The following is a 17,464-nucleotide window of genomic DNA, read 5'->3' on the forward strand; positions in this document are numbered from 1 at the left end:
GTTTAACCGCAGCACTTTTTGTATTTCTTACCGCTGCCACAGGAGCAGGGGGCGTTTCGCTCCGGTGTTTTCTCTATCTGCACGGTTTTAGGTGTGGCTAACAGAGCAGTCAGCTCAGCGATGTTCTCTTCACTCTCCGCATCAACAACAATGGTCGCTACCAGATCATGTTCGGCAACCATGGCTGCCACTGCCTCTCGGCGTTTCTCGGAGGTGACACTCAGTGATAGCGGGCTGCTTTCACTACCCGGTTTCACTTTCGCCTTGGTGTTGTAACCACTCTTACCGTAGTTGCCCATAATATCGGGAGTACCTTTATAGAAACATTTAGACATGGGTGACTCCTGAAGTTTTGTCATCGTGCTGAGGGGGCGGCATTCTAGCAGGAAACGGAGGGAAGCGGTGAATTGATTGATCTGATTGTCAGGTTGGTTCGTATCGGTGATTTAGTTTTGTTAGTGTAAATCCGGATACGCTCATTGAGCCTGAAAATTTTTTCACGGTGAATGATTCTTTACCTGCAATGTCTAACGTTTTACCCTCTTCTTTGTCTATCCGGTTTCAACACATAGGATTTATATGAGCGAGCAGATGAATGGCGACGTACTGAAGGCATTAAAAATAGCCTTTACCTATATGCCCAAAGCAATCGAAGTGACACAGTATGAATACGGCGATCGCTATCAGGCTGTTCTTGCGCATATTGAAACAGTCAGAGAGACCCTGCTGCTGAATGATGTGGACCCTGAAGAGGTGTATGGAGAGGTGGATCCTGATAATACGCCTAACTCCTCTTATTAAGGGGGATCATTGTTCAACCCACGTCATGAGGAGCCCCAATGAATCATCAACAACCCCAGAATACCTTGCCAACCATCGCGACCCTCGACGATCTGGCTCCGCTGGCAAACTACTCGTTCACGGACACGCTCAACGCCGATCCTGACGCGAAAGCAGACGGCGCCGACCACGCGCCGCGACAGGTGTTCTCGGGCCACTATGTCCCTGTAAAACCCACGCCAATCGAAGATCCTGAGTACATCGCTCACAGCAAATCGCTGTTTCGCGAGCTGGGGTTCGCCGACAGTCTGGCCCGGTCGGAGGACTTCGTGCGGATGTTCTCGGGCGATACCTCCCAGGTTCCGCAGCCGATGCGCGGGGTTGGTTGGGCCTGTGGTTACGCACTGTCCATCTTCGGTACCGAATACACTCAGCAGTGCCCGTTTCAAACCGGCAACGGTTACGGTGACGGTCGTGCTGTTTCCGTACTCGAGGCGGTTATCAAGGGACAGCGCTGGGAGATGCAGCTCAAAGGTGGCGGCCGGACTCCATACTGCCGCGGCGCGGATGGCCGCGCCGTGTTGCGCTCCAGTGTCCGGGAGTTTCTGGCACAGGAACATATGCACGCCCTCGGCGTGCCAACCTCCCGCTCGCTGAGTCTGTATGTGTCTAAAACGGAGCAGGTCAGACGGCCGTGGTATTCAGAGGGCTCGCACTCGATGGATCCCGACACGATGGTATCGGAGCCTGTCGCCATCTCGACCCGGGTCGCACCGTCGTTCCTGCGGGTCGGCCAGCTGGAGCTCTTTGCTCGCCGGGCCCGCAAGCAGGAACACCCGAACGCGATGGCGGAACTTGAGATGATGGTGCTGCACCTGATCGATCGCGAGTACGCTGACGTTATCGATAATACCCTGAGCACCGCCGAAAAAGTGGTGATGCTGGCGCGCGAGTTCCGCAATCGCCTGACCTCGCTGGTGGCGAACTGGATTCGCGTTGGTTATTGCCAGGGCAACTTCAACAGTGATAACTGCGCGGCGGGTGGTTTCACCCTCGACTACGGTCCGTTCGGATTTTGTGAACGCTTCGATCCGCAATATCAACCCTGGACCGGTGGCGGACAACACTTCTCATTCCTCAATCAGCCCGTTGCTGCAGAACGTAACTTCCACATGTTCTGGACGGCACTGCGGCCGTTGCTGGCCTCGGATGAGGTGGCGCTGAAACAACTGGACGAGATCCGTAGTGGCTTTGCGCAAGTGATGCAGGCGAAACTGGAAGCGATGTGGGCCGCCAAACTCGGGCTGGAACACTTTAATAAAGAGCTGCTCAATGAGCTGGGTGGGCTGATGGTGCAAACTCCGGTGGATTACACCATTCTTTTCCGCGAGTTGTCGAATCTGCCAGACGACATCGCGCCACTGCAGAAAGGCTTCTATCAGGGGCCAGCCTATCAGGCGGATCCGGAAGGGATGGATCAGCGCTGGTCAGCGTGGCTGACAAAATGGCATGCACTGATCGACAGCCAGTCCGGCTCCCGTGATGAGATCTCTCAGCAGATGAAACGGGTTAACCCGAAATACAGTCTGCGGGAGTGGTTGGTTGTGCCTGCGTACCAGCAAGCGGCCGAAGGGAACTACGAGCTGGTGCGGGAACTGCAGGAGGTGATGACCCAGCCCTATGCTGAGCAATCACAAGCCGTTGAAGATAAATACTACCGGCGGAAACCGTCTGAATTCAGAGAGCTCGGCGGCGTGTCGCACTATAGCTGCTCGTCGTGAAATTTCGGAGACCGGGAGGGCCGGAGCGGTAACTACAAAAAAGGGGGAAGAGCTTCAGGAAAGAGAGTTCTTTAGGGCTTTCTCTCATTTATAAATAACCGGTCCCCTTTATTACTCTTTATTAGTAAAGTCCCGCTACAGCTGATCCAGAAGTTCTTTTTTCTTGGAATGGTACTCATCTTCAGTAATTAACCCATCTTTGTAGAGTTCATTAAGCTCCCGAATCTTTGTCGCTACAGAGTCCGCAGACTGACCCAGCGGGAGAATATCCGCGACAGAAATTTGCATTTTGATGAGTTTGGACTCGGTTACACCCTCGCGCCCTTCTTGTTGACCGACTTCATGCAAAGCGCAACGTGCCATCCACATTCCCATCTTAATTTCCTGCCAGACAAAGTAGTTCTGGTTTGGCTCTACACTCAGGGAAAGACTGCAATTATTTTCGGCTATTGAATCTATATCGTACTGGCCGGGAATGAGACTCAAATGGAAATACGTTTTAGATGCGGTTTGGCCAAGGTTTTTACCATTGATAAATACTGACATCGGAATAGCTGCGCCAAGAACCTCATTTCGATATATGTAGAGCGAGGCTTTATCCGGGGCAGGAACGAATTGTTTTGATTCAGTGTCTTTAACCAGAGCTTCCATCGGCACTGAAGCACACCCTGTAACCAACAGGGCTATCAGTGCCAGTATGACAGGGATACGCAGGCAGAGTTTGGTATGCATTGCAGTGCTCCTGAGCGAAGATATTTGGTTATTAGTATGGATCACGACAGGAATAATGCAGAGAAGAGTTATCCTGAATTGATCAGAATCAATACAGAACATCACCTGAAGGGTAGTCAATGGCGCAGATCAATTTCGTAATCCCGATGCCTTTTCTCTACATCGCAGGCACAAAAAATTGCTGCGCTATAGTAAGAGCAGGCAAGGCTTAATCGGTTTACATCCATGGTACCAGTGGCCGCTGATTCAGGATCTTGAACCGGCATGCTTTTAGGGGGGCTGGGATCTTATAGAAAGCGAATCCCCTATATGCGCTTATCCAACTAGCAGGCACAAAAAAGCCCTGCTTCTTTTCAGCGGTGTATCGATTATCAGAAAGTCATCAACCCGGTTTAAACATTCGTCAAACAGGTCGGGGTATATCGAATGCTCCATACCCCCAAACAACAAAGCAACGTTCATACTTTTTCTTCAGTGAAATGAATATACAGCGCAATAAACCGTGACCAGACTCAAGGCGAACCCAGCCTTTCCGGCTATACCCAGACGTTTTAAGTACAGCGCCGGGTTGTTGTTTTTCGCCAATTGCATTTGCCAGACGCCATACAAACTGAAGAGTACGATCAACGAAACGGACAAAATCTTTATGCTAAACAACGGCATATTGCCTAGGTTTGCGTAGTAAGGCATCGCCATCTGTACGCCTGACACCACCAACAACAGCAAGCCTATGTAGGAGATGTAGCGAAGCGGAAACAAGCTGACTAAAACAGCCTGGCGACTTTCCGGCGGGAACCTTTTACTGAGAAAACCGATCACAAAAATCGAAAAACCGGCACCAGCACCAAAGATCAATCCAGTGAAGTGCGTCAGCAATAATATATCTCTCATAATTAAATTCCATTTTCTTTGGGCAAAGTGGTGCTCTGGGTAATGATAGAACCAAAAAAATAAGAGCTATCTCAAGGAAACTGGACCGGAAAAGCAGGCCCATTAATACGGACAGACGAAACACGTTTCCCTTGCATCTCTGCGGAAGTTACTTCTCAATCCTGTAACTTAAGCGGCTCAACACATATGGTAAAGAGTCACGAAGCTTAATCTATTGTCGTTCATGGTACCAGTGGCCGCTGATTCCAGAGCTTGAACCGGCACGCTTTAAGGGCGGGCTGAGATCTTCTGGAAAGCGAATCCCCTACGTCTTTTCTGCCCAAGCTTCAGGCACAAAAAAGCCCCGTTTCTTTAGGTTAAAGAGTAACGAGGCTTAATTGATTTCGTTCATGGTACCAGTGGCCGCTGATTCCAGAGCTTGAACCGGCACGCTTTTAAGGGCGGGCAGAGATCTTCTGGAAAGCGAATCCCCTATGTCCTTTCTGCCCAAGCTTCAGGTATAAAAAAGCCTCACTTACTTTTAGAGAAGAGTCATGAGGCTAAAAACGTGGCCGGATTGATTGTTGCAGCCTGTTGGCTGCAACAACCCCTTTGGGGCTGCGCCGCAAGCGGCTTGTCCAAACAGTTTCCTGGAAACTGTTTGTCGAACCTCCGGTTCTCGTCCGACAACTGAAGAATAAATAAAAAAGGGTCCTACAATGCAGGACCCTTTTTTATTTATTCATGGTACCAGTGGCCGGACTCGAACCGGCACGCTTTTAAGGGCGGGGGATTTTGAATCCCCTATGTCTACCAATTCCATCACACTGGCACAAACGTGGAGCGTATTATACGTCTCGTTTTCGGGCGGTCAATGCGATTGATGAAATATCTTTGAAATCGTTGCGTCGCAGCCCTTTCATAATACTGAAAGGGCTGTTGTCGATCTCAAGCTCAACGTTCCACAAAGGCCCGCTCAATCACGTAGTGACCCGCATCGCCGTGGCGGGCTTCGATAAAGCCCATGCCATCGAGAATGTTGGTGGTGTCTTTGAGCATGCTCGGGCTGCCGCAGATCATAAACCGGTCATTCTCCAGGCTCAGGTCCGGCAGCCCCAGATCCCGGGTGAGCTTGCCGGTGGCGATCAGGTCGGTCAGGCGGCCCTGATTGCGGAACGGTTCGCGGGTGACGGTGGGGTAGTAGAGCAGCTTGTCACTGACCATATCGCCAAAGTATTCGTTGCCGGGCAGGTGATCCTGAATTACATCGGCATAGGCCAGTTCCGACAGCTGCCGTACCCCGTGGGTGAGGATCACTTTGTCGTACTGCTCATAAATTTCCGGGTCTTTAATGATGCTCATGAACGGTGCCAGACCAGTGCCGGTGCTGATCAGGTAGAGATGCTTGCCCGGCAGCAGGTGATCGTTGATCAGGGTACCGGTGGGCTTGCGGCTGATCAGGATCTGATCACCGGGCTGAATGCGCTGCAGTTTAGAAGTCAGCGGGCCGTCCTGTACTTTGATGCTGAAGAACTCCAGCTGATCTTCATGGTTGGCACTGGCGATGCTGTAAGCGCGCATCAGCGGGCGGCCTTCGTGTTCCAGTCCGATCATAGTGAAGTGACCGTTTTTAAAACGAAAACCCGGATCTCTGCTGGTGGTAAAGCTGAACAGAGTATCGTTCCAGTGATGTACGCTGAGTACCTCTTCACGACCGATGTTTGACATGGAGCTACCTCAAAACTGTTTGATTGTTTGCTTATGCGTTAAAGCTATTAAAAGACTTTATCTATTCCTTAAGTGCATGCTAGAGCGCTTTGCTATAGTGTTAAAGGTGATTATTTAGATAAATGTAATCGGAAAAACCGAATATGAAATATACCTTGCGCCAGTTAGAGGTGTTTCTGGCAGTGGCTCACTATGACAATATCACCCGTGCGGCGGACAGTTTGTCGATGTCGCAGTCGGCGGCCAGTGGGGCGTTGCGCGATCTTGAAACCCAGTTTGATATCCAGCTGTTCGACCGGGTGGGTAAGCGGCTGAAGATCAATGAGCTGGGGCGATTGCTGCGTCCCCGGGCGGAAGCCTTGCTGGAACGGGCCCGCAGTCTGGAGCAGGATATGGCTCAGCATCAGGCAGTGGGGCAGTTGAAAATTGGCGCAACCATGACCATCGGTAACTATCTGGCGGTGGGGCTGATCGCCCGTTATCTCGACGAACAGCCCCGGGCGAAGCTGGATCTGCAGGTGGCCAACACCTCGGCAATCGCCGCCCGGCTGATCAATTTCGATCTGGATATCGGCCTGGTGGAAGGGGAGGTGCAGCATCCGGATCTGGAGGTGGTCCCCTGGCTGAATGACCGGCTGGAGGTGTTCTGTGCCCCGGATCATCCGCTGACGCGTAAACATCAGCTGAGTGATACCGATCTGCTGTCCGCCCGCTGGATTCTGCGGGAACAGGGATCCGGCACCCGTCAGGCATTTGACTGGGCGCTGCATGGTTTGCTGCCCAACCTGAATGTGATGCTGGAGCTGGAACACGCTGAGGGGATCAAGCAGGCGGTGGCGCAGGGACTGGGTATTGGCTGTTTATCACGCATCGCCCTGCAGGAGTCGTTTGAACTGGGCACGCTGGTGCCGTTAAGGGTGGCCGGGCGTGATTTCAACAGGCAGCTGTATCTGGTGATCAACAAGCATAAGTATCGCAGTGCCGGGATCGAGCGCTGGATTGAGTTGTGTCATCAGACCTGAGGTTTGTTTAACAGGGCTCTTAAATAGGGCCCTTGAACAGGGCTGTTAAATAGAGCGCTTATAATCAGACGTTTGGATTTTACAAATTTCTTACAAAATCGATAACCTGATCTGACTTTTCTCTGTCTGACTGAGCGTAGAGTCAATACAACGGTGGATTTGCTTCACTATACTCTCAACTCAGGAATTTGATCATGGACTCTCAATCTGACAAACATATGATAAAACGAACTCTGCAGTCGTTCGGATTTGTTTTACTGAGCCTGTTGCCGGTGCTGGCTCAGGCGAATCAGGTGAATCAGGTGAATCTGAATATTAATCTGGCAACCCCGGTGATGGAAGCCGGGCAAAGTCACCGGGCGTTTATTAAAGTATCGCTGGAAGGCTTTAAACAGCAGGATAAGCAGGCCCGGATACCAGCCAATGTTGCAATTGTGTTGGATAAGTCGGGCTCGATGGGTGGCGATAAAATTAAGTATGCCCGTGAAGCCGCTATCATGGCGATTAAGCGTCTGGATGAACGGGATATCGTGTCGGTGGTGAGCTACGATTCACGGGTGCAGGTGGTGGTGCCGGCGACTGAAGTGCATAACCAGCGGGCCATTTATGATGCGATTCGTCATATCCGGGCGGATGGCAATACTGCGCTGTTTGCCGGCGTGAGTAAAGGGGCGAATGAGCTGCGTAAGTTTCTCAGCCGGAATAAGGTCAACCGGGTTATTTTACTCTCCGATGGATTGGCCAATGTCGGCCCACAGTCGGCGTCTGAACTGGGTGAATTGGGGGCCTCGCTGGCGAAAGAGGGGATCAGCGTCACGACTATTGGGTTGGGTCTGGGTTATAACGAAGACCTGATGACCCGCTTAGCGGGTTACAGTGATGGTAACCATGCGTTTGTCGAAAACGCTGAAGATCTGGCCTCTGTTTTCCAGTATGAGTTTGGCGATGTGCTGTCAGTGGTTGCCCAGGGGGTCAATATTGAGATTCGTTGTCGCAATGGCGTAAAGCCGATTCGTCTGTTGGGACGTGAAAGCGAGATTATTGGCAACCGGGTAACAACCCGACTGAATCAGTTGTACAGCGAGCAGGAAAAATTCGTTATTCTTGAAGTCGAAGTCCCGCAACAACAGGCAGAAACGGAGCTTGAACTGGTTGCGGTTGAGGTTCACTACGATAATCTGATCACGCAGAACGAGGAGCAGTTATCCGGCCAGAGTATCGCCCGTTTCAGTGGCTCAAAGCAGGAAGTGAGGGCCGCCCGGGATGATAAGGCACTGGAAGCTGCGGTTGAGCAGGTGGCTAATGAATATAGTCGTGATGCGATTGAGGCACGGGACAGTGGTGACCTGGAAGGGGCTAAGCAGATCCTTAAGGATAGCGCATCCTATCTGGGTTCTCAGGCTGAGTCGCTGAATTCACCGCGCTTGCAGAAACAGGAAGAGGAAGCCCTGCAGGATGCAGACGCGATGGAGCTCGATCAGAACTGGAATAAACAACGTAAAGAGCTGAAGGCACGACAGTATAAGCGCGCCACGCAGCAGGCGTATTGATACGCGGATACATCGAGAATGACCGGGGATGGAACGCCAGCGTTTTATCCCCGCCCACACCGCCGGAAGGATCTGTGAACAGACGAACACCCCTGTTACTCGCCGTTATTATCGCTCTGCCACTGTTATTGCTGGCCTGGTTTGGCGTGCGCTTGCAACTGGATCAACAGCAGGTTGTCGCCCACCAGTTAAGTAATCTGGCAACCGGTCGGTTGCAGAGTATTGACGCACAGTTTCAGGAGCATTTTTTCCGGCTGCAACAACTTTTTATACGCCAGACAGCGGTATTGCAGCAGCAAACGGCGGGGCAATACAGGGTTGAAGAGGTGCGCCGGTTTATCGCTCAGTCGGCCGCAGTAAAGCAGGTATTTGTTTTATCGCCCACCGGCGAGCGTCTCTTTCCCCCATCAGACCAGCCGTTGAATCATCAGGAACAGGAGTTTGTCGCGCTAACCCGTAATCTGCTGCGCCAGCCTGAGCGCTTTACGATGCCGACAGTGGATCCAGTTGGCGGGCCCGATGGCATAAATCAGGGGTATTCCGGCGGGAGTAATGACACATTAAAGAGCGCCAGACTCAGTAGCCCGGTGGCTCAGAAAAACAGATATAGCGGGGATGCTGCCGTTCAGGGGGTATCTGAGTCTGCCGGGTTGAGCGCGCCCGAACCGCCCCATGGCTGGATCGCCTGGTATGCCGAAGTGGGTTTGCAGCAGATCTTCTGGCTACAGGATAGTGACGGCAATACCGTTGGCTTTGCTCTGAACTCCGCGCGGCTGTTATCGGACCTGATAGACCTGCTACCGTCCAGTTCTGTTGCGGGTGTTGCCACGCAGGTGTCCATAGAGCCGGAGATGGACAGTGAGATCCGCCTGGTGAATGATCGGGGCGAGATCGCCTATAGCTGGGGAGGCGTACGGGTCACTGAGAAGGGGCAGAAACCCCTGCAAACAATGCCTTTGAGTCACCCTTTGGCGAGTTGGCACCTGGCCTACTACACCTCTGAGCTGCCGATGGCCCTCAGCGGCTGGCTGGGACTGGTGGTCTTGTTAGTGCTGCTGGCCGCAGGTTTATCGACGCTGGCTTACCTGTTATATCGCGAGCATAACCGCGAGCTGAGGCTGGCTGAGCAACGGGTTAATTTTGTCAATCAGGTGTCCCATGAACTCAAAACGCCGCTGACGAATGTGCGTTTATATACCGAGATGCTGGAGCATGAACTGAGCGATGATGAGCCGGTAGCGCAACGTTATCTGGGGGTGATCAGCAGTGAGGCGGGGCGGTTGTCTCGGTTGATTGAAAATGTGCTGAGTTTTTCACGCTCTAAGCGTGAGGGCGTCAGTGTCAGATATCAGCCAGGGGTCATCGATAACTGTATTGATCAGGTTGTGGAGCTATTTACGCCGGTCTTAAGCGCGCGCACTTTAAGCATTCGTTTTACCGGTGAGGCTAAGCAGTTATGCCATTTTGACGGTGAAGCGCTGGAGCAGATTCTGAATAACCTGCTGAGCAACTGTGAAAAATATGCCGCTGATGGGCGCTTCGTCGATATCAGTAGCTGGCAGCAGGAGCGCTCAGGTCGTTTGTATAGTTATATACGGGTGCGCGACTTTGGTCCCGGTATCCCGGCGGATGAAGCTGACAAGGTGTTTGAACCTTTTTACCGTGGTAGCGAGAAGCTGACCGAGGGCGTTAGTGGCACGGGGATCGGACTGGGGCTGGCGCGTGACCTGGCCAGAGCCCATCAGGGCGAGTTGATGGTTGAGCCGGGTTATTCAACGAAGGCGCCGTCGGACTTACAGTCGAGCTCACCAACAGAAACCTCAGGAGCCAGTTTTTTACTGACGCTGGTAACCCCTGTTGCGCTCTCAACTGAGCAGCAGGACAGAAAACCGGATTATTAGACAGGAAGGGATATGAAACTGTTAATTGCTGAAGATGATCTGCATATCCGCCAGGGACTGGCGACGTTGCTGGAGTCTGAAGGTTATGAGTGTATAGCGGCGGCGGATGGTGATCAGGCCTGGCAGTTATACCTACAGCATCAGCCTGACCTGGTGCTGCTGGATATCATGATGCCGAAACAGGACGGCTATGCGGTATGTCGGCGTATTCGTCAGCATAATGAGGTGCTTCCGGTGATCTTTATCAGCGCAAAATCGGAAGAGATCGATCAGGTGCTGGGACTTGAATTAGGCGCCGACGATTACATCAAAAAACCCTTTGGCCGTCGTGAAGTGATTGCCCGGATACGGGCGGTAACAAGACGGTCTCTGCGTCCGCTAATGAACATCGCGGAGGATGACAGTTTTGTTATGGGGGACCTGCAGATCAGACCCTCTGAATTTCGTGCGCTACGCGGTGATCAGGTGATTGAGTTAAGCCTGAGGGATTTGAAAATACTGCGTTTGTTATTTGAATTGAAGGGCAAGGTGGTCGATCGTGATGCGCTGTTCAACCACTGCTGGGGGCGGGACTATTTTGCCAATAGCCGTACTCTGGATCAGCATATATCCAAACTGCGAAAGGCGATTGAACTGAATGCCAGAGCGCCGCGCATCATCACCACGGTGCATGGTATCGGTTATCGGTTCGATGACTAGTACGGCAAATTAGTGTGGCAGGTTAAGAGGGATCAGCGTAGCCAGATCCCTCTAAGTCAGTGTTTAGCTTTTTTCCTGCTGCGCCAGCCGTTCCTGTAGTTTCAGTTCCCGCCGTTTGCTGCTGGTGTCGTTGGCATCGGCGCCCAGATGGGCCTCGCCCCGTTGTTGAGCCAGTTGCATCTGCTTCTGCCGCTCGATAAATCGCTCGCGCTGTTCATCGCTCAGGTTGTCATAGCAGTTGGGGCAGCTGATGCCCGCCTGATACTTGTCGCTTTGCATCTGTTCCGCGGTGAGCGGCAGGCGGCAAGCGTGACACTGATCGTAGCTGCCTTTTTCCAGCTGGTGATTGACTGTCACCCGGTTATCAAACACGAAGCACTCGCCTTCCCATAAGGACTGTTCCTGGGGTACCTGTTCCAGGTATTTCAGAATGCCGCCCTCCAGGTGATAGACCTCATCGAAGCCCTGCTCTTTAAGGTAGGCGGTGGATTTTTCACAGCGGATACCGCCGGTGCAGAACATTGCCACTTTACGGTTTTTCTGCGGGTCCAGATTTTCTTTGACGTAGGCAGGAAACTCGCGGAAGGTCTCGGTTTCCGGATTGATCGCTCCCTTAAAGGTGCCCACCTGAACTTCGTAGTCGTTGCGGGTATCCACCAAAATAACTTCCGGGTCGGAGATCAGTGCATTCCACTCGTCCGGTTTGACGTAAGTGCCAACGACGCGTTTAGGGTCTATCCCTTCAACGCCCATGGTAACGATCTCTTTTTTCAGCTTAACCTTGGTGCGGTGAAACGGGTTGCTGTCATCCAGCGACTCTTTGTAAACGATATCGGCAAGCCGGGAATCGTTTTGCAACCAGGTCAGCAGGGCATCAATACCGGCACGGCTGCCGGCGACGGTACCGTTAATCCCTTCGCGGGCCAGCAGCAGTGTGCCGCGTACGTCGTTATCCAGCATGACTTTATGCAGTGGTTCACGCAGGGTTTCAAAATCTTCCAGCGCGACAAATTTATACATCGCGCAGACTACGATCTGTGACATTCGTTCTCCTCAGCCGGTCGGAACGTAAATCCGGAGCCTTTGGGGTTATTGTAGGTGGGTTTATTGAATTATTTATTCAATTATCTATTGAATAGAGGGGCGACATTATACCTACATCCGTCTCTCATGAAGACGGATAAAGAGTAAGGTTAATCGGATGAGGCTGAGGACTTACCGATATGCCGATGTCGGACGGTCGTTGAGCCGATCATGATCTGTATCAACGTGGCCAGACATTATGGTGAATCCCCCGATATCTTTTGTCTTGCAGGCTCTCGCTTTGAGCTATAGTTGAAAAAATCGATAAAAAATAACAGGGATGTAATTCTCTGATTCACACAGCTTGAGGGTTGATCTATGCAAAGATTCATTAAAGCGCGAGCCGGTTTTGTTGGTTCACTGGTGATCCTGAGTGGCGTTGCTTTAAGCGGCATAACGTTAAGTGGTGCCGTTCAGGCCGCCAACGAGACGCTTACCAGTGTAAAGACTGATACCACAATCACACTGGATGGTATGGCTGAAAGCGCATGGGATAACGCCCCGGAATTGCGTGTTCAGCTCGATAACCTGCCCTATAAAGCGAACAACTATGGCGGGATGACCGGTGTCAGTGTGCAGCTTAAATCCCTCTATGATGAGAACTTCGTCTATTTTCTTATTCAGTACGATGATCCGACTAAAAGCCTGGCCCGTTTCCCCTGGGAAAAACAGGCGGATGGTTCATGGAAACAGTTGAAAGATAAGGATCAGACCGGCCACGATAATGTTTACTATGAAGATAAGCTGGCACTGTTGTGGAACATTAATGCCCGGGGGTTCGCTAAGAAAGGCTGTGATGTCGCCTGTCATATGCAGGATGATGACGGCAAAATTAATGGCTTTGATCAGACAGGCAAAGCGCCGGGGCGTAAATATACCCGGGACGGTCAGACTATCGATATGTGGCACTGGAAAAGTGTACGCATGAATCCACTGGGGCTGATTGATGACCAGTTTATCGACAGTGTGAATGATCCGTCAGTGAATAAAAACTGGGGGCGTCACGGGGATAGTAAAACCGGCGGTGGCTATGTTGATAATGTGAATGCCGAAAAGACCGGACCTGCGTTTATGAATCGCAGCCAGGGTAATGTGGATGGCTTTACCATTACCCCCTCCCAGAAGACCCCTTTTGTGGATACCTTTAAACCGGGTGACCAGGTTCCGGGGATTATGTCTGAAGCGTTTACCGGCTCCCGGGGGGATATCTGGGCGAAAGGGGAGTGGCAGGATGGTCGGTGGACCATCGAAATCAAACGGGCGCTGGTGACTAGCGGCGAGAATGCCGGAGTTCAGGATGTTCAGTTCAGTGACCTGAGCCAGGCTTACAGCTTCGGGATCTCGGTGTTTGATAACTCGCAGATTGATCATCTCTATCATGAAGGAGCGTATGATCTCATCTTTAAGTAACTGAATCAGTGCAGCAATGCAGTACTGATAAATGGGATGCTCTTCTTCAGGCGAAGACGGGCGTCCGGTCTTGCCAAGTTACCTGATAAGGGCTGATCTATGCGTATAAACTCACTTGAATTCTCTGCAAAGCTGGGACTGTCCGGTTTTCTTATAACCGTTATTCTGGGCGCGCTCAGTGCGGTCACCCTGATTGGCTTACTCTATTCTCAGCATGACCGCGGTTTTAATATTCCGGAGATGGAGAAAGTGAGATCCCATTACAGCGACTCACTGTTGATCTCAGCCATGAAAGGCTCAATGTATCAATATGTTGCTGAAGATAGTGATATCGATCTGATCGCTCAATGGATCGCAGAGGGGGCGAAGAATGATGCCTTCTTCAAAGAGGAGGTGATGTATATCCTCGAAGAGGATTGTCAGAAGTGTCATAGCCGTAATTCCCAGATGAGCAAGGCGATTACCTCGATGCCTTTCAGTCACTACGAGGATATAGTGCAATACACCGAGGGTGGGTATAGCTGGACGAAAATGGCAAAAACAGCCCATATCCACCTGTTTGGTATCGCCGTATTCTTAGTACTTGTTTCAATGGTCATGGCTTATAGCAGTTATGCTAGCTGGATTAAAACGCTGCTGATCTCTGCAGGCTGGATCGCATTGTGGCTGGATATCGCGTCCTGGTGGCTGACAAAATTCTTCAGTGGCTTTGCCTATGTGATATCGGTGGCAGGGTCTGTCGAGATCGGTGCTGTGTGTGCAATGAGTGGCTTGTGTCTGTTGAATCTCTGGTTTCGGTTACCGGCGATAGTGCTTGAGCCTGAATCTGAGCATTAGCCTTAGTCTTACGAGCACCGGGCTGAATAATACGGCTTCCCGTTTTTGACCGGCCGGGCTAAAAAAGCCAGTTTGATAAGCTCTTCTGATAAGCATTGACCCGGAGGTGGTCGATGCTTTCATTCATTAACAGGCGCGATTTTGCTCGCTTCCGGCTGCACGGGTTCGGTTGACTCCTGTTGCCTCTCCCCTGACGAGCTTTTTTCTGATGCCTGAGATCGTCTTTCCGCGTCTAATTTAGCTGAAGTTTTACCGTAAACCGGGTAGGATATGCTCCCTTTTTATCGGCCGGTTACTGGATTGCCCGTCGGTTTCAGCTAATTATTGCGTGTCAGGTTAACGTTTCTCTATGCAGGTAAAAGATTTTCACTTTGATCTACCCGACGAGCTTATCGCCCGCTATCCACTGGAGAAGCGCAGCGACAGCCGGTTGTTCTGTGTGGATGGTAACAGCGGTGAGTTTCAGCACCGGCAGTTCTTCGACGTGCTGGATCTGCTGGAACCCGGTGATCTGGTAGTGTTCAATAATACCCGGGTTATTCCGGCGCGGATGTTTGGCCAGAAGGCCTCCGGCGGTAAGATCGAGGTGCTGGTCGAACGGGTACTGGATGAGCGCTCTGCACTGGCCCATATCCGCTCCAGCCGGTCGCCCAAACCTGGCGCAGAACTGACGTTTGAGGGTGGCCTGAAAGCAACCATGGTGGCCCGTCATGATGACCTGTTTGAGTTGCAGTTTGAGCTGCAGGATGTGCACCTGGTCGAGGCACTGGAACAGTTCGGCCATATGCCGTTGCCTCCCTATATGAAGCGGGAAGATGAGCTGTCTGACCGGGAACGTTATCAGACCGTTTATAACGAAAAGCCGGGGGCTGTCGCAGCGCCAACCGCCGGCCTGCATTTCGATGATGCACTGCTCGACCGTCTGGCCGAGAAGGGTGTGAACAAAGCTTTTGTCACCCTGCATGTGGGGGCCGGGACCTTCCGTCCGGTGAAAGTCGATAATATTCAGGATCATAAGATGCATGCTGAATATATCGAAGTGCCGGAAGCGGTGTGTCAGGCGGTACGGGAAACCAAAGCGCGGGGAAACCGGGTGCTTGCCGTGGGAACCACTTCGGTACGCTGCCTGGAAACCGCCAGCCAGGATGGCGAGATTCAGCCCTTTTTTGGTGATACGGATATCTTTATCTTTCCGGGGTATCAGTTCCGCACGGTCGACCTGCTGATCACCAATTTTCATCTGCCGGAGTCGACGTTGCTTATGCTGGTGTCGGCGTTTGCCGGTTATGAGCATATGATGGCGGCTTATAAAGAAGCGGTGGCGCAGCGTTATCGTTTCTTCAGTTATGGCGATGCGATGTTTTTATCCAAAAAAGATCGTTAGCAGAAGGGCGGTCTGAGTCGAAAAAACAGCGATCAGCCTTTAATTTATTTTATTCAGCCTTATATAGGGAGAAGATCGCAACTCCCCAGGCGAAACCTGAGTTCAGGTAACTTATTTAGGACAGATTGTGAGCAGAGAATGTTTTATGAAGTTTGAACGTCTGGCGACCGATGGCAAAGCCCGTCGCGGCCGTTTGAGTTTCCCCCGTGGCGATGTGGAAACGCCGGCGTTTATGCCTGTGGGTACTTATGGCTCGGTTAAGGGGATGTTGCCGAAAGATATTGAGGCGATCGGTGCGCAGATTATTCTGGGGAATACCTTTCACCTGATGCTGCGACCGGGCACTGAAGTGATTAAGGCGCATGGCGACCTGCATGATTTTATGAACTGGAACGGTCCTATTCTGACCGACTCCGGTGGTTTTCAGGTGTTTAGCCTGGGCGCGATGCGTAAGATTACGGAAGCGGGGGTGCACTTTCAGTCACCGGTGAATGGTTCCAAGGTATTTATGGGGCCGGAAGAGTCGATGCAGGTTCAGAAAGATCTGGGCTCTGATATCGTGATGATCTTCGATGAGTGCACGCCATATCCGGCCACCGAGATTGAGGCCGCCGACTCGATGCGTCTCTCCCTGCGCTGGGCAAAACGTTCCAAAGCGGCCCATGGCGACAGTCCTTCTGCGCTGTTTGGTATCGTGCAGGGTGGCATGTATCCCCATCTTCGGGATGAATCAATCGAGGGGCTGAATGAGATCGGCTTCGATGGTTATGCCATTGGTGGCTTGTCCGTGGGTGAGCCGAAAGAGGAGATGGTAAAGGTACTGGATCATCTGGCTCACCAGATGCCGGAAGATAAGCCCCGCTATCTGATGGGTGTGGGGAAGCCGGAAGATATCGTGGAAGGTGTTCGCCGCGGTGTGGATATGTTTGATTGTGTCATGCCCACCCGTAATGCGCGTAACGGCCATCTGTTTACCCGTAACGGGGTGGTCAAACTGCGCAACTCTGCGAATAAGACCGATACACGGCCGTTAGATGAGCAGTGCAGCTGCTACACCTGTCAGAATTTCAGCCGTGCCTATCTGCACCATCTTGATAAGTGTAAGGAGATTGTTGGCTCACAGCTGAATACCATCCATAACCTACACTATTATCAGGAAGTTATGGCCGGATTGCGTCAGGCCATTGAACAGGGTAAATTGGACGACTTTGTTGACCAGTTCTACCATCTTAAGGGGATGGAAACACCGCCTCTTAACGTTGAAGTTTGACTTTAATTTATTGATTTTATTAAGTATTAGGAGAAGCCGTAATGAGCTTTTTTATCTCTCCAGCTTACGCTGAAGCAGCTGCCGGACCGGGTGGTTTAGATCCAAGTATGTTCAATCTGATTTTTCTGGTTGGCTTCGGTGTTATTTTTTACATGTTTATGTGGCGTCCTCAGGCAAAACGCGCCAAAGAACATAAAGCGCTGCTGAACGGACTGAGCAAGGGTGATGAAGTGATCACCGCCGGTGGTCTGATCGGTAAAGTTGTGCGTCTGAGCGACGACTATGTGGTACTGAGCGTGAATGACACTACTGAGCTGACTTTCCAGAAAACTCATGTCAGTGCTGCGCTGCCAAAAGGCACCATTAAACAGATCTAGTAACAAATCCATAACCAAACGCCACTATCGTGGCGTTGTT

The 17,464-nt window shown here is 51.6% G+C and carries 16 protein-coding genes and 1 tRNA gene; 11 read left to right on the forward strand and 6 right to left on the reverse strand.

Annotation, left to right across the window (positions count from 1 at the left end; genetic code table 11):
* Positions 1-2: 2 nt before the first annotated feature.
* A complete protein-coding gene (locus KDX31_00750) occupies positions 3-335 on the reverse strand; it encodes an SEC-C domain-containing protein (protein ID UTW03613.1) in 333 nt (110 codons plus the stop codon).
* Positions 336-579: 244 nt separating this feature from the next.
* On the opposite strand from KDX31_00750, the gene KDX31_00755 reads away from it, so the two are divergent.
* Together KDX31_00755 and KDX31_00760 are read left to right on the forward strand one after the other, a co-directional pair.
* Positions 580-801 carry a hypothetical protein gene (locus KDX31_00755; GenBank protein UTW03614.1) on the forward strand — a complete coding sequence of 74 codons (222 nt, stop codon included), beginning with the start codon at positions 580-582 and terminating at the stop codon, positions 799-801.
* A 38-nt stretch (positions 802-839) separates the two neighbouring features.
* The gene (locus KDX31_00760) at positions 840-2,561 is read left to right on the forward strand and encodes a YdiU family protein (GenBank protein ID UTW03615.1); all 1,722 of its coding nucleotides are present in this window, start codon (positions 840-842) and stop codon (positions 2,559-2,561) included.
* Positions 2,562-2,696: 135 nt separating this feature from the next.
* On the opposite strand, the gene KDX31_00765 is transcribed toward KDX31_00760, so the two are convergent.
* The 4 genes from KDX31_00765 to KDX31_00780 all read right to left on the reverse strand — a co-directional run bounded on the left by KDX31_00765 (position 2,697) and on the right by KDX31_00780 (position 5,891).
* Positions 2,697-3,293 (reverse strand): DUF2846 domain-containing protein, encoded by a 597-nt coding sequence (locus tag KDX31_00765; GenBank protein UTW03616.1) that lies wholly within the window; start codon positions 3,291-3,293, stop codon positions 2,697-2,699.
* Positions 3,294-3,764: 471 nt separating this feature from the next.
* A complete protein-coding gene (locus KDX31_00770) occupies positions 3,765-4,184 on the reverse strand; it encodes a hypothetical protein (protein UTW03617.1) in 420 nt (139 codons plus the stop codon).
* 724 nt (positions 4,185-4,908) lie between these two features.
* Positions 4,909-4,995 (reverse strand) — tRNA-Leu (locus tag KDX31_00775).
* Between the two features lie 122 nt (positions 4,996-5,117).
* Positions 5,118-5,891, reverse strand: coding sequence for a ferredoxin--NADP reductase (locus tag KDX31_00780; GenBank protein ID UTW03618.1), 774 nt, complete (start codon positions 5,889-5,891; stop codon positions 5,118-5,120).
* A gap of 143 nt (positions 5,892-6,034) precedes the next feature.
* Here KDX31_00780 and KDX31_00785 point away from each other — a divergent pair, with 143 nt between their 5' ends.
* The 4 genes from KDX31_00785 to KDX31_00800 all read left to right on the forward strand — a co-directional run bounded on the left by KDX31_00785 (position 6,035) and on the right by KDX31_00800 (position 11,063).
* Positions 6,035-6,913 carry a LysR family transcriptional regulator gene (locus KDX31_00785; GenBank protein UTW03619.1) on the forward strand — a complete coding sequence of 293 codons (879 nt, stop codon included), beginning with the start codon at positions 6,035-6,037 and terminating at the stop codon, positions 6,911-6,913.
* Between the two features lie 194 nt (positions 6,914-7,107).
* Positions 7,108-8,463: a VWA domain-containing protein gene (locus KDX31_00790; protein ID UTW03620.1), complete on the forward strand. Its 1,356-nt coding sequence runs from the start codon at positions 7,108-7,110 to the stop codon at positions 8,461-8,463.
* A gap of 74 nt (positions 8,464-8,537) precedes the next feature.
* Complete coding sequence (locus KDX31_00795; protein ID UTW03621.1) at positions 8,538-10,364, forward strand: HAMP domain-containing histidine kinase; 1,827 nt, start codon at positions 8,538-8,540, stop codon at positions 10,362-10,364.
* 12 nt (positions 10,365-10,376) lie between these two features.
* Positions 10,377-11,063: a response regulator transcription factor gene (locus KDX31_00800; protein ID UTW03622.1), complete on the forward strand. Its 687-nt coding sequence runs from the start codon at positions 10,377-10,379 to the stop codon at positions 11,061-11,063.
* Between the two features lie 63 nt (positions 11,064-11,126).
* On the opposite strand, the gene KDX31_00805 is transcribed toward KDX31_00800, so the two are convergent.
* Positions 11,127-12,107: a rhodanese-related sulfurtransferase gene (locus KDX31_00805; protein UTW03623.1), complete on the reverse strand. Its 981-nt coding sequence runs from the start codon at positions 12,105-12,107 to the stop codon at positions 11,127-11,129.
* A gap of 357 nt (positions 12,108-12,464) precedes the next feature.
* Between KDX31_00805 and KDX31_00810 the strand changes: the two genes are divergently transcribed.
* The 5 genes from KDX31_00810 to yajC all read left to right on the forward strand — a co-directional run bounded on the left by KDX31_00810 (position 12,465) and on the right by yajC (position 17,424).
* Entirely contained in the window at positions 12,465-13,556 is a 1,092-nt protein-coding gene (locus KDX31_00810; GenBank protein UTW03624.1) for an ethylbenzene dehydrogenase, read from the forward strand.
* A gap of 99 nt (positions 13,557-13,655) precedes the next feature.
* A complete protein-coding gene (locus KDX31_00815) occupies positions 13,656-14,393 on the forward strand; it encodes a hypothetical protein (GenBank protein ID UTW03625.1) in 738 nt (245 codons plus the stop codon).
* 349 nt (positions 14,394-14,742) lie between these two features.
* The gene (gene queA / locus KDX31_00820; protein ID UTW03626.1) at positions 14,743-15,777 is read left to right on the forward strand and encodes a tRNA preQ1(34) S-adenosylmethionine ribosyltransferase-isomerase QueA; all 1,035 of its coding nucleotides are present in this window, start codon (positions 14,743-14,745) and stop codon (positions 15,775-15,777) included.
* Between the two features lie 145 nt (positions 15,778-15,922).
* Positions 15,923-17,047 (forward strand): tRNA guanosine(34) transglycosylase Tgt, encoded by a 1,125-nt coding sequence (tgt, locus tag KDX31_00825; GenBank protein UTW03627.1) that lies wholly within the window; start codon positions 15,923-15,925, stop codon positions 17,045-17,047.
* Between the two features lie 41 nt (positions 17,048-17,088).
* Complete coding sequence (yajC, locus tag KDX31_00830) at positions 17,089-17,424, forward strand: preprotein translocase subunit YajC (protein UTW03628.1); 336 nt, start codon at positions 17,089-17,091, stop codon at positions 17,422-17,424.
* Positions 17,425-17,464 lie beyond the last annotated feature (40 nt).

The organism is Amphritea atlantica (assembly GCA_024397875.1).
GTDB classification, from domain to species: domain Bacteria; phylum Pseudomonadota; class Gammaproteobacteria; order Pseudomonadales; family Balneatricaceae; genus Amphritea; species Amphritea atlantica_B.

What these genes read in the sequence shown, in the direction of transcription:
- KDX31_00750 (UTW03613.1), bottom strand. Translation starts at nt 335, where the DNA reads ATGTCTAAATGTTTCTATAAAGGTACTCCCGATATTATGGGCAACTAC.
- KDX31_00755 (UTW03614.1), top strand. Translation starts at nt 580, where the DNA reads ATGAGCGAGCAGATGAATGGCGACGTACTGAAGGCATTAAAAATAGCC.
- KDX31_00760 (UTW03615.1), top strand. Translation starts at nt 840, where the DNA reads ATGAATCATCAACAACCCCAGAATACCTTGCCAACCATCGCGACCCTC.
- KDX31_00765 (UTW03616.1), bottom strand. Translation starts at nt 3,293, where the DNA reads ATGCATACCAAACTCTGCCTGCGTATCCCTGTCATACTGGCACTGATA.
- KDX31_00770 (UTW03617.1), bottom strand. Translation starts at nt 4,184, where the DNA reads ATGAGAGATATATTATTGCTGACGCACTTCACTGGATTGATCTTTGGT.
- KDX31_00780 (UTW03618.1), bottom strand. Translation starts at nt 5,891, where the DNA reads ATGTCAAACATCGGTCGTGAAGAGGTACTCAGCGTACATCACTGGAAC.
- KDX31_00785 (UTW03619.1), top strand. Translation starts at nt 6,035, where the DNA reads ATGAAATATACCTTGCGCCAGTTAGAGGTGTTTCTGGCAGTGGCTCAC.
- KDX31_00790 (UTW03620.1), top strand. Translation starts at nt 7,108, where the DNA reads ATGGACTCTCAATCTGACAAACATATGATAAAACGAACTCTGCAGTCG.
- KDX31_00800 (UTW03622.1), top strand. Translation starts at nt 10,377, where the DNA reads ATGAAACTGTTAATTGCTGAAGATGATCTGCATATCCGCCAGGGACTG.
- KDX31_00805 (UTW03623.1), bottom strand. Translation starts at nt 12,107, where the DNA reads ATGTCACAGATCGTAGTCTGCGCGATGTATAAATTTGTCGCGCTGGAA.
- KDX31_00810 (UTW03624.1), top strand. Translation starts at nt 12,465, where the DNA reads ATGCAAAGATTCATTAAAGCGCGAGCCGGTTTTGTTGGTTCACTGGTG.
- KDX31_00815 (UTW03625.1), top strand. Translation starts at nt 13,656, where the DNA reads ATGCGTATAAACTCACTTGAATTCTCTGCAAAGCTGGGACTGTCCGGT.
- queA (UTW03626.1), top strand. Translation starts at nt 14,743, where the DNA reads ATGCAGGTAAAAGATTTTCACTTTGATCTACCCGACGAGCTTATCGCC.
- tgt (UTW03627.1), top strand. Translation starts at nt 15,923, where the DNA reads ATGAAGTTTGAACGTCTGGCGACCGATGGCAAAGCCCGTCGCGGCCGT.
- yajC (UTW03628.1), top strand. Translation starts at nt 17,089, where the DNA reads ATGAGCTTTTTTATCTCTCCAGCTTACGCTGAAGCAGCTGCCGGACCG.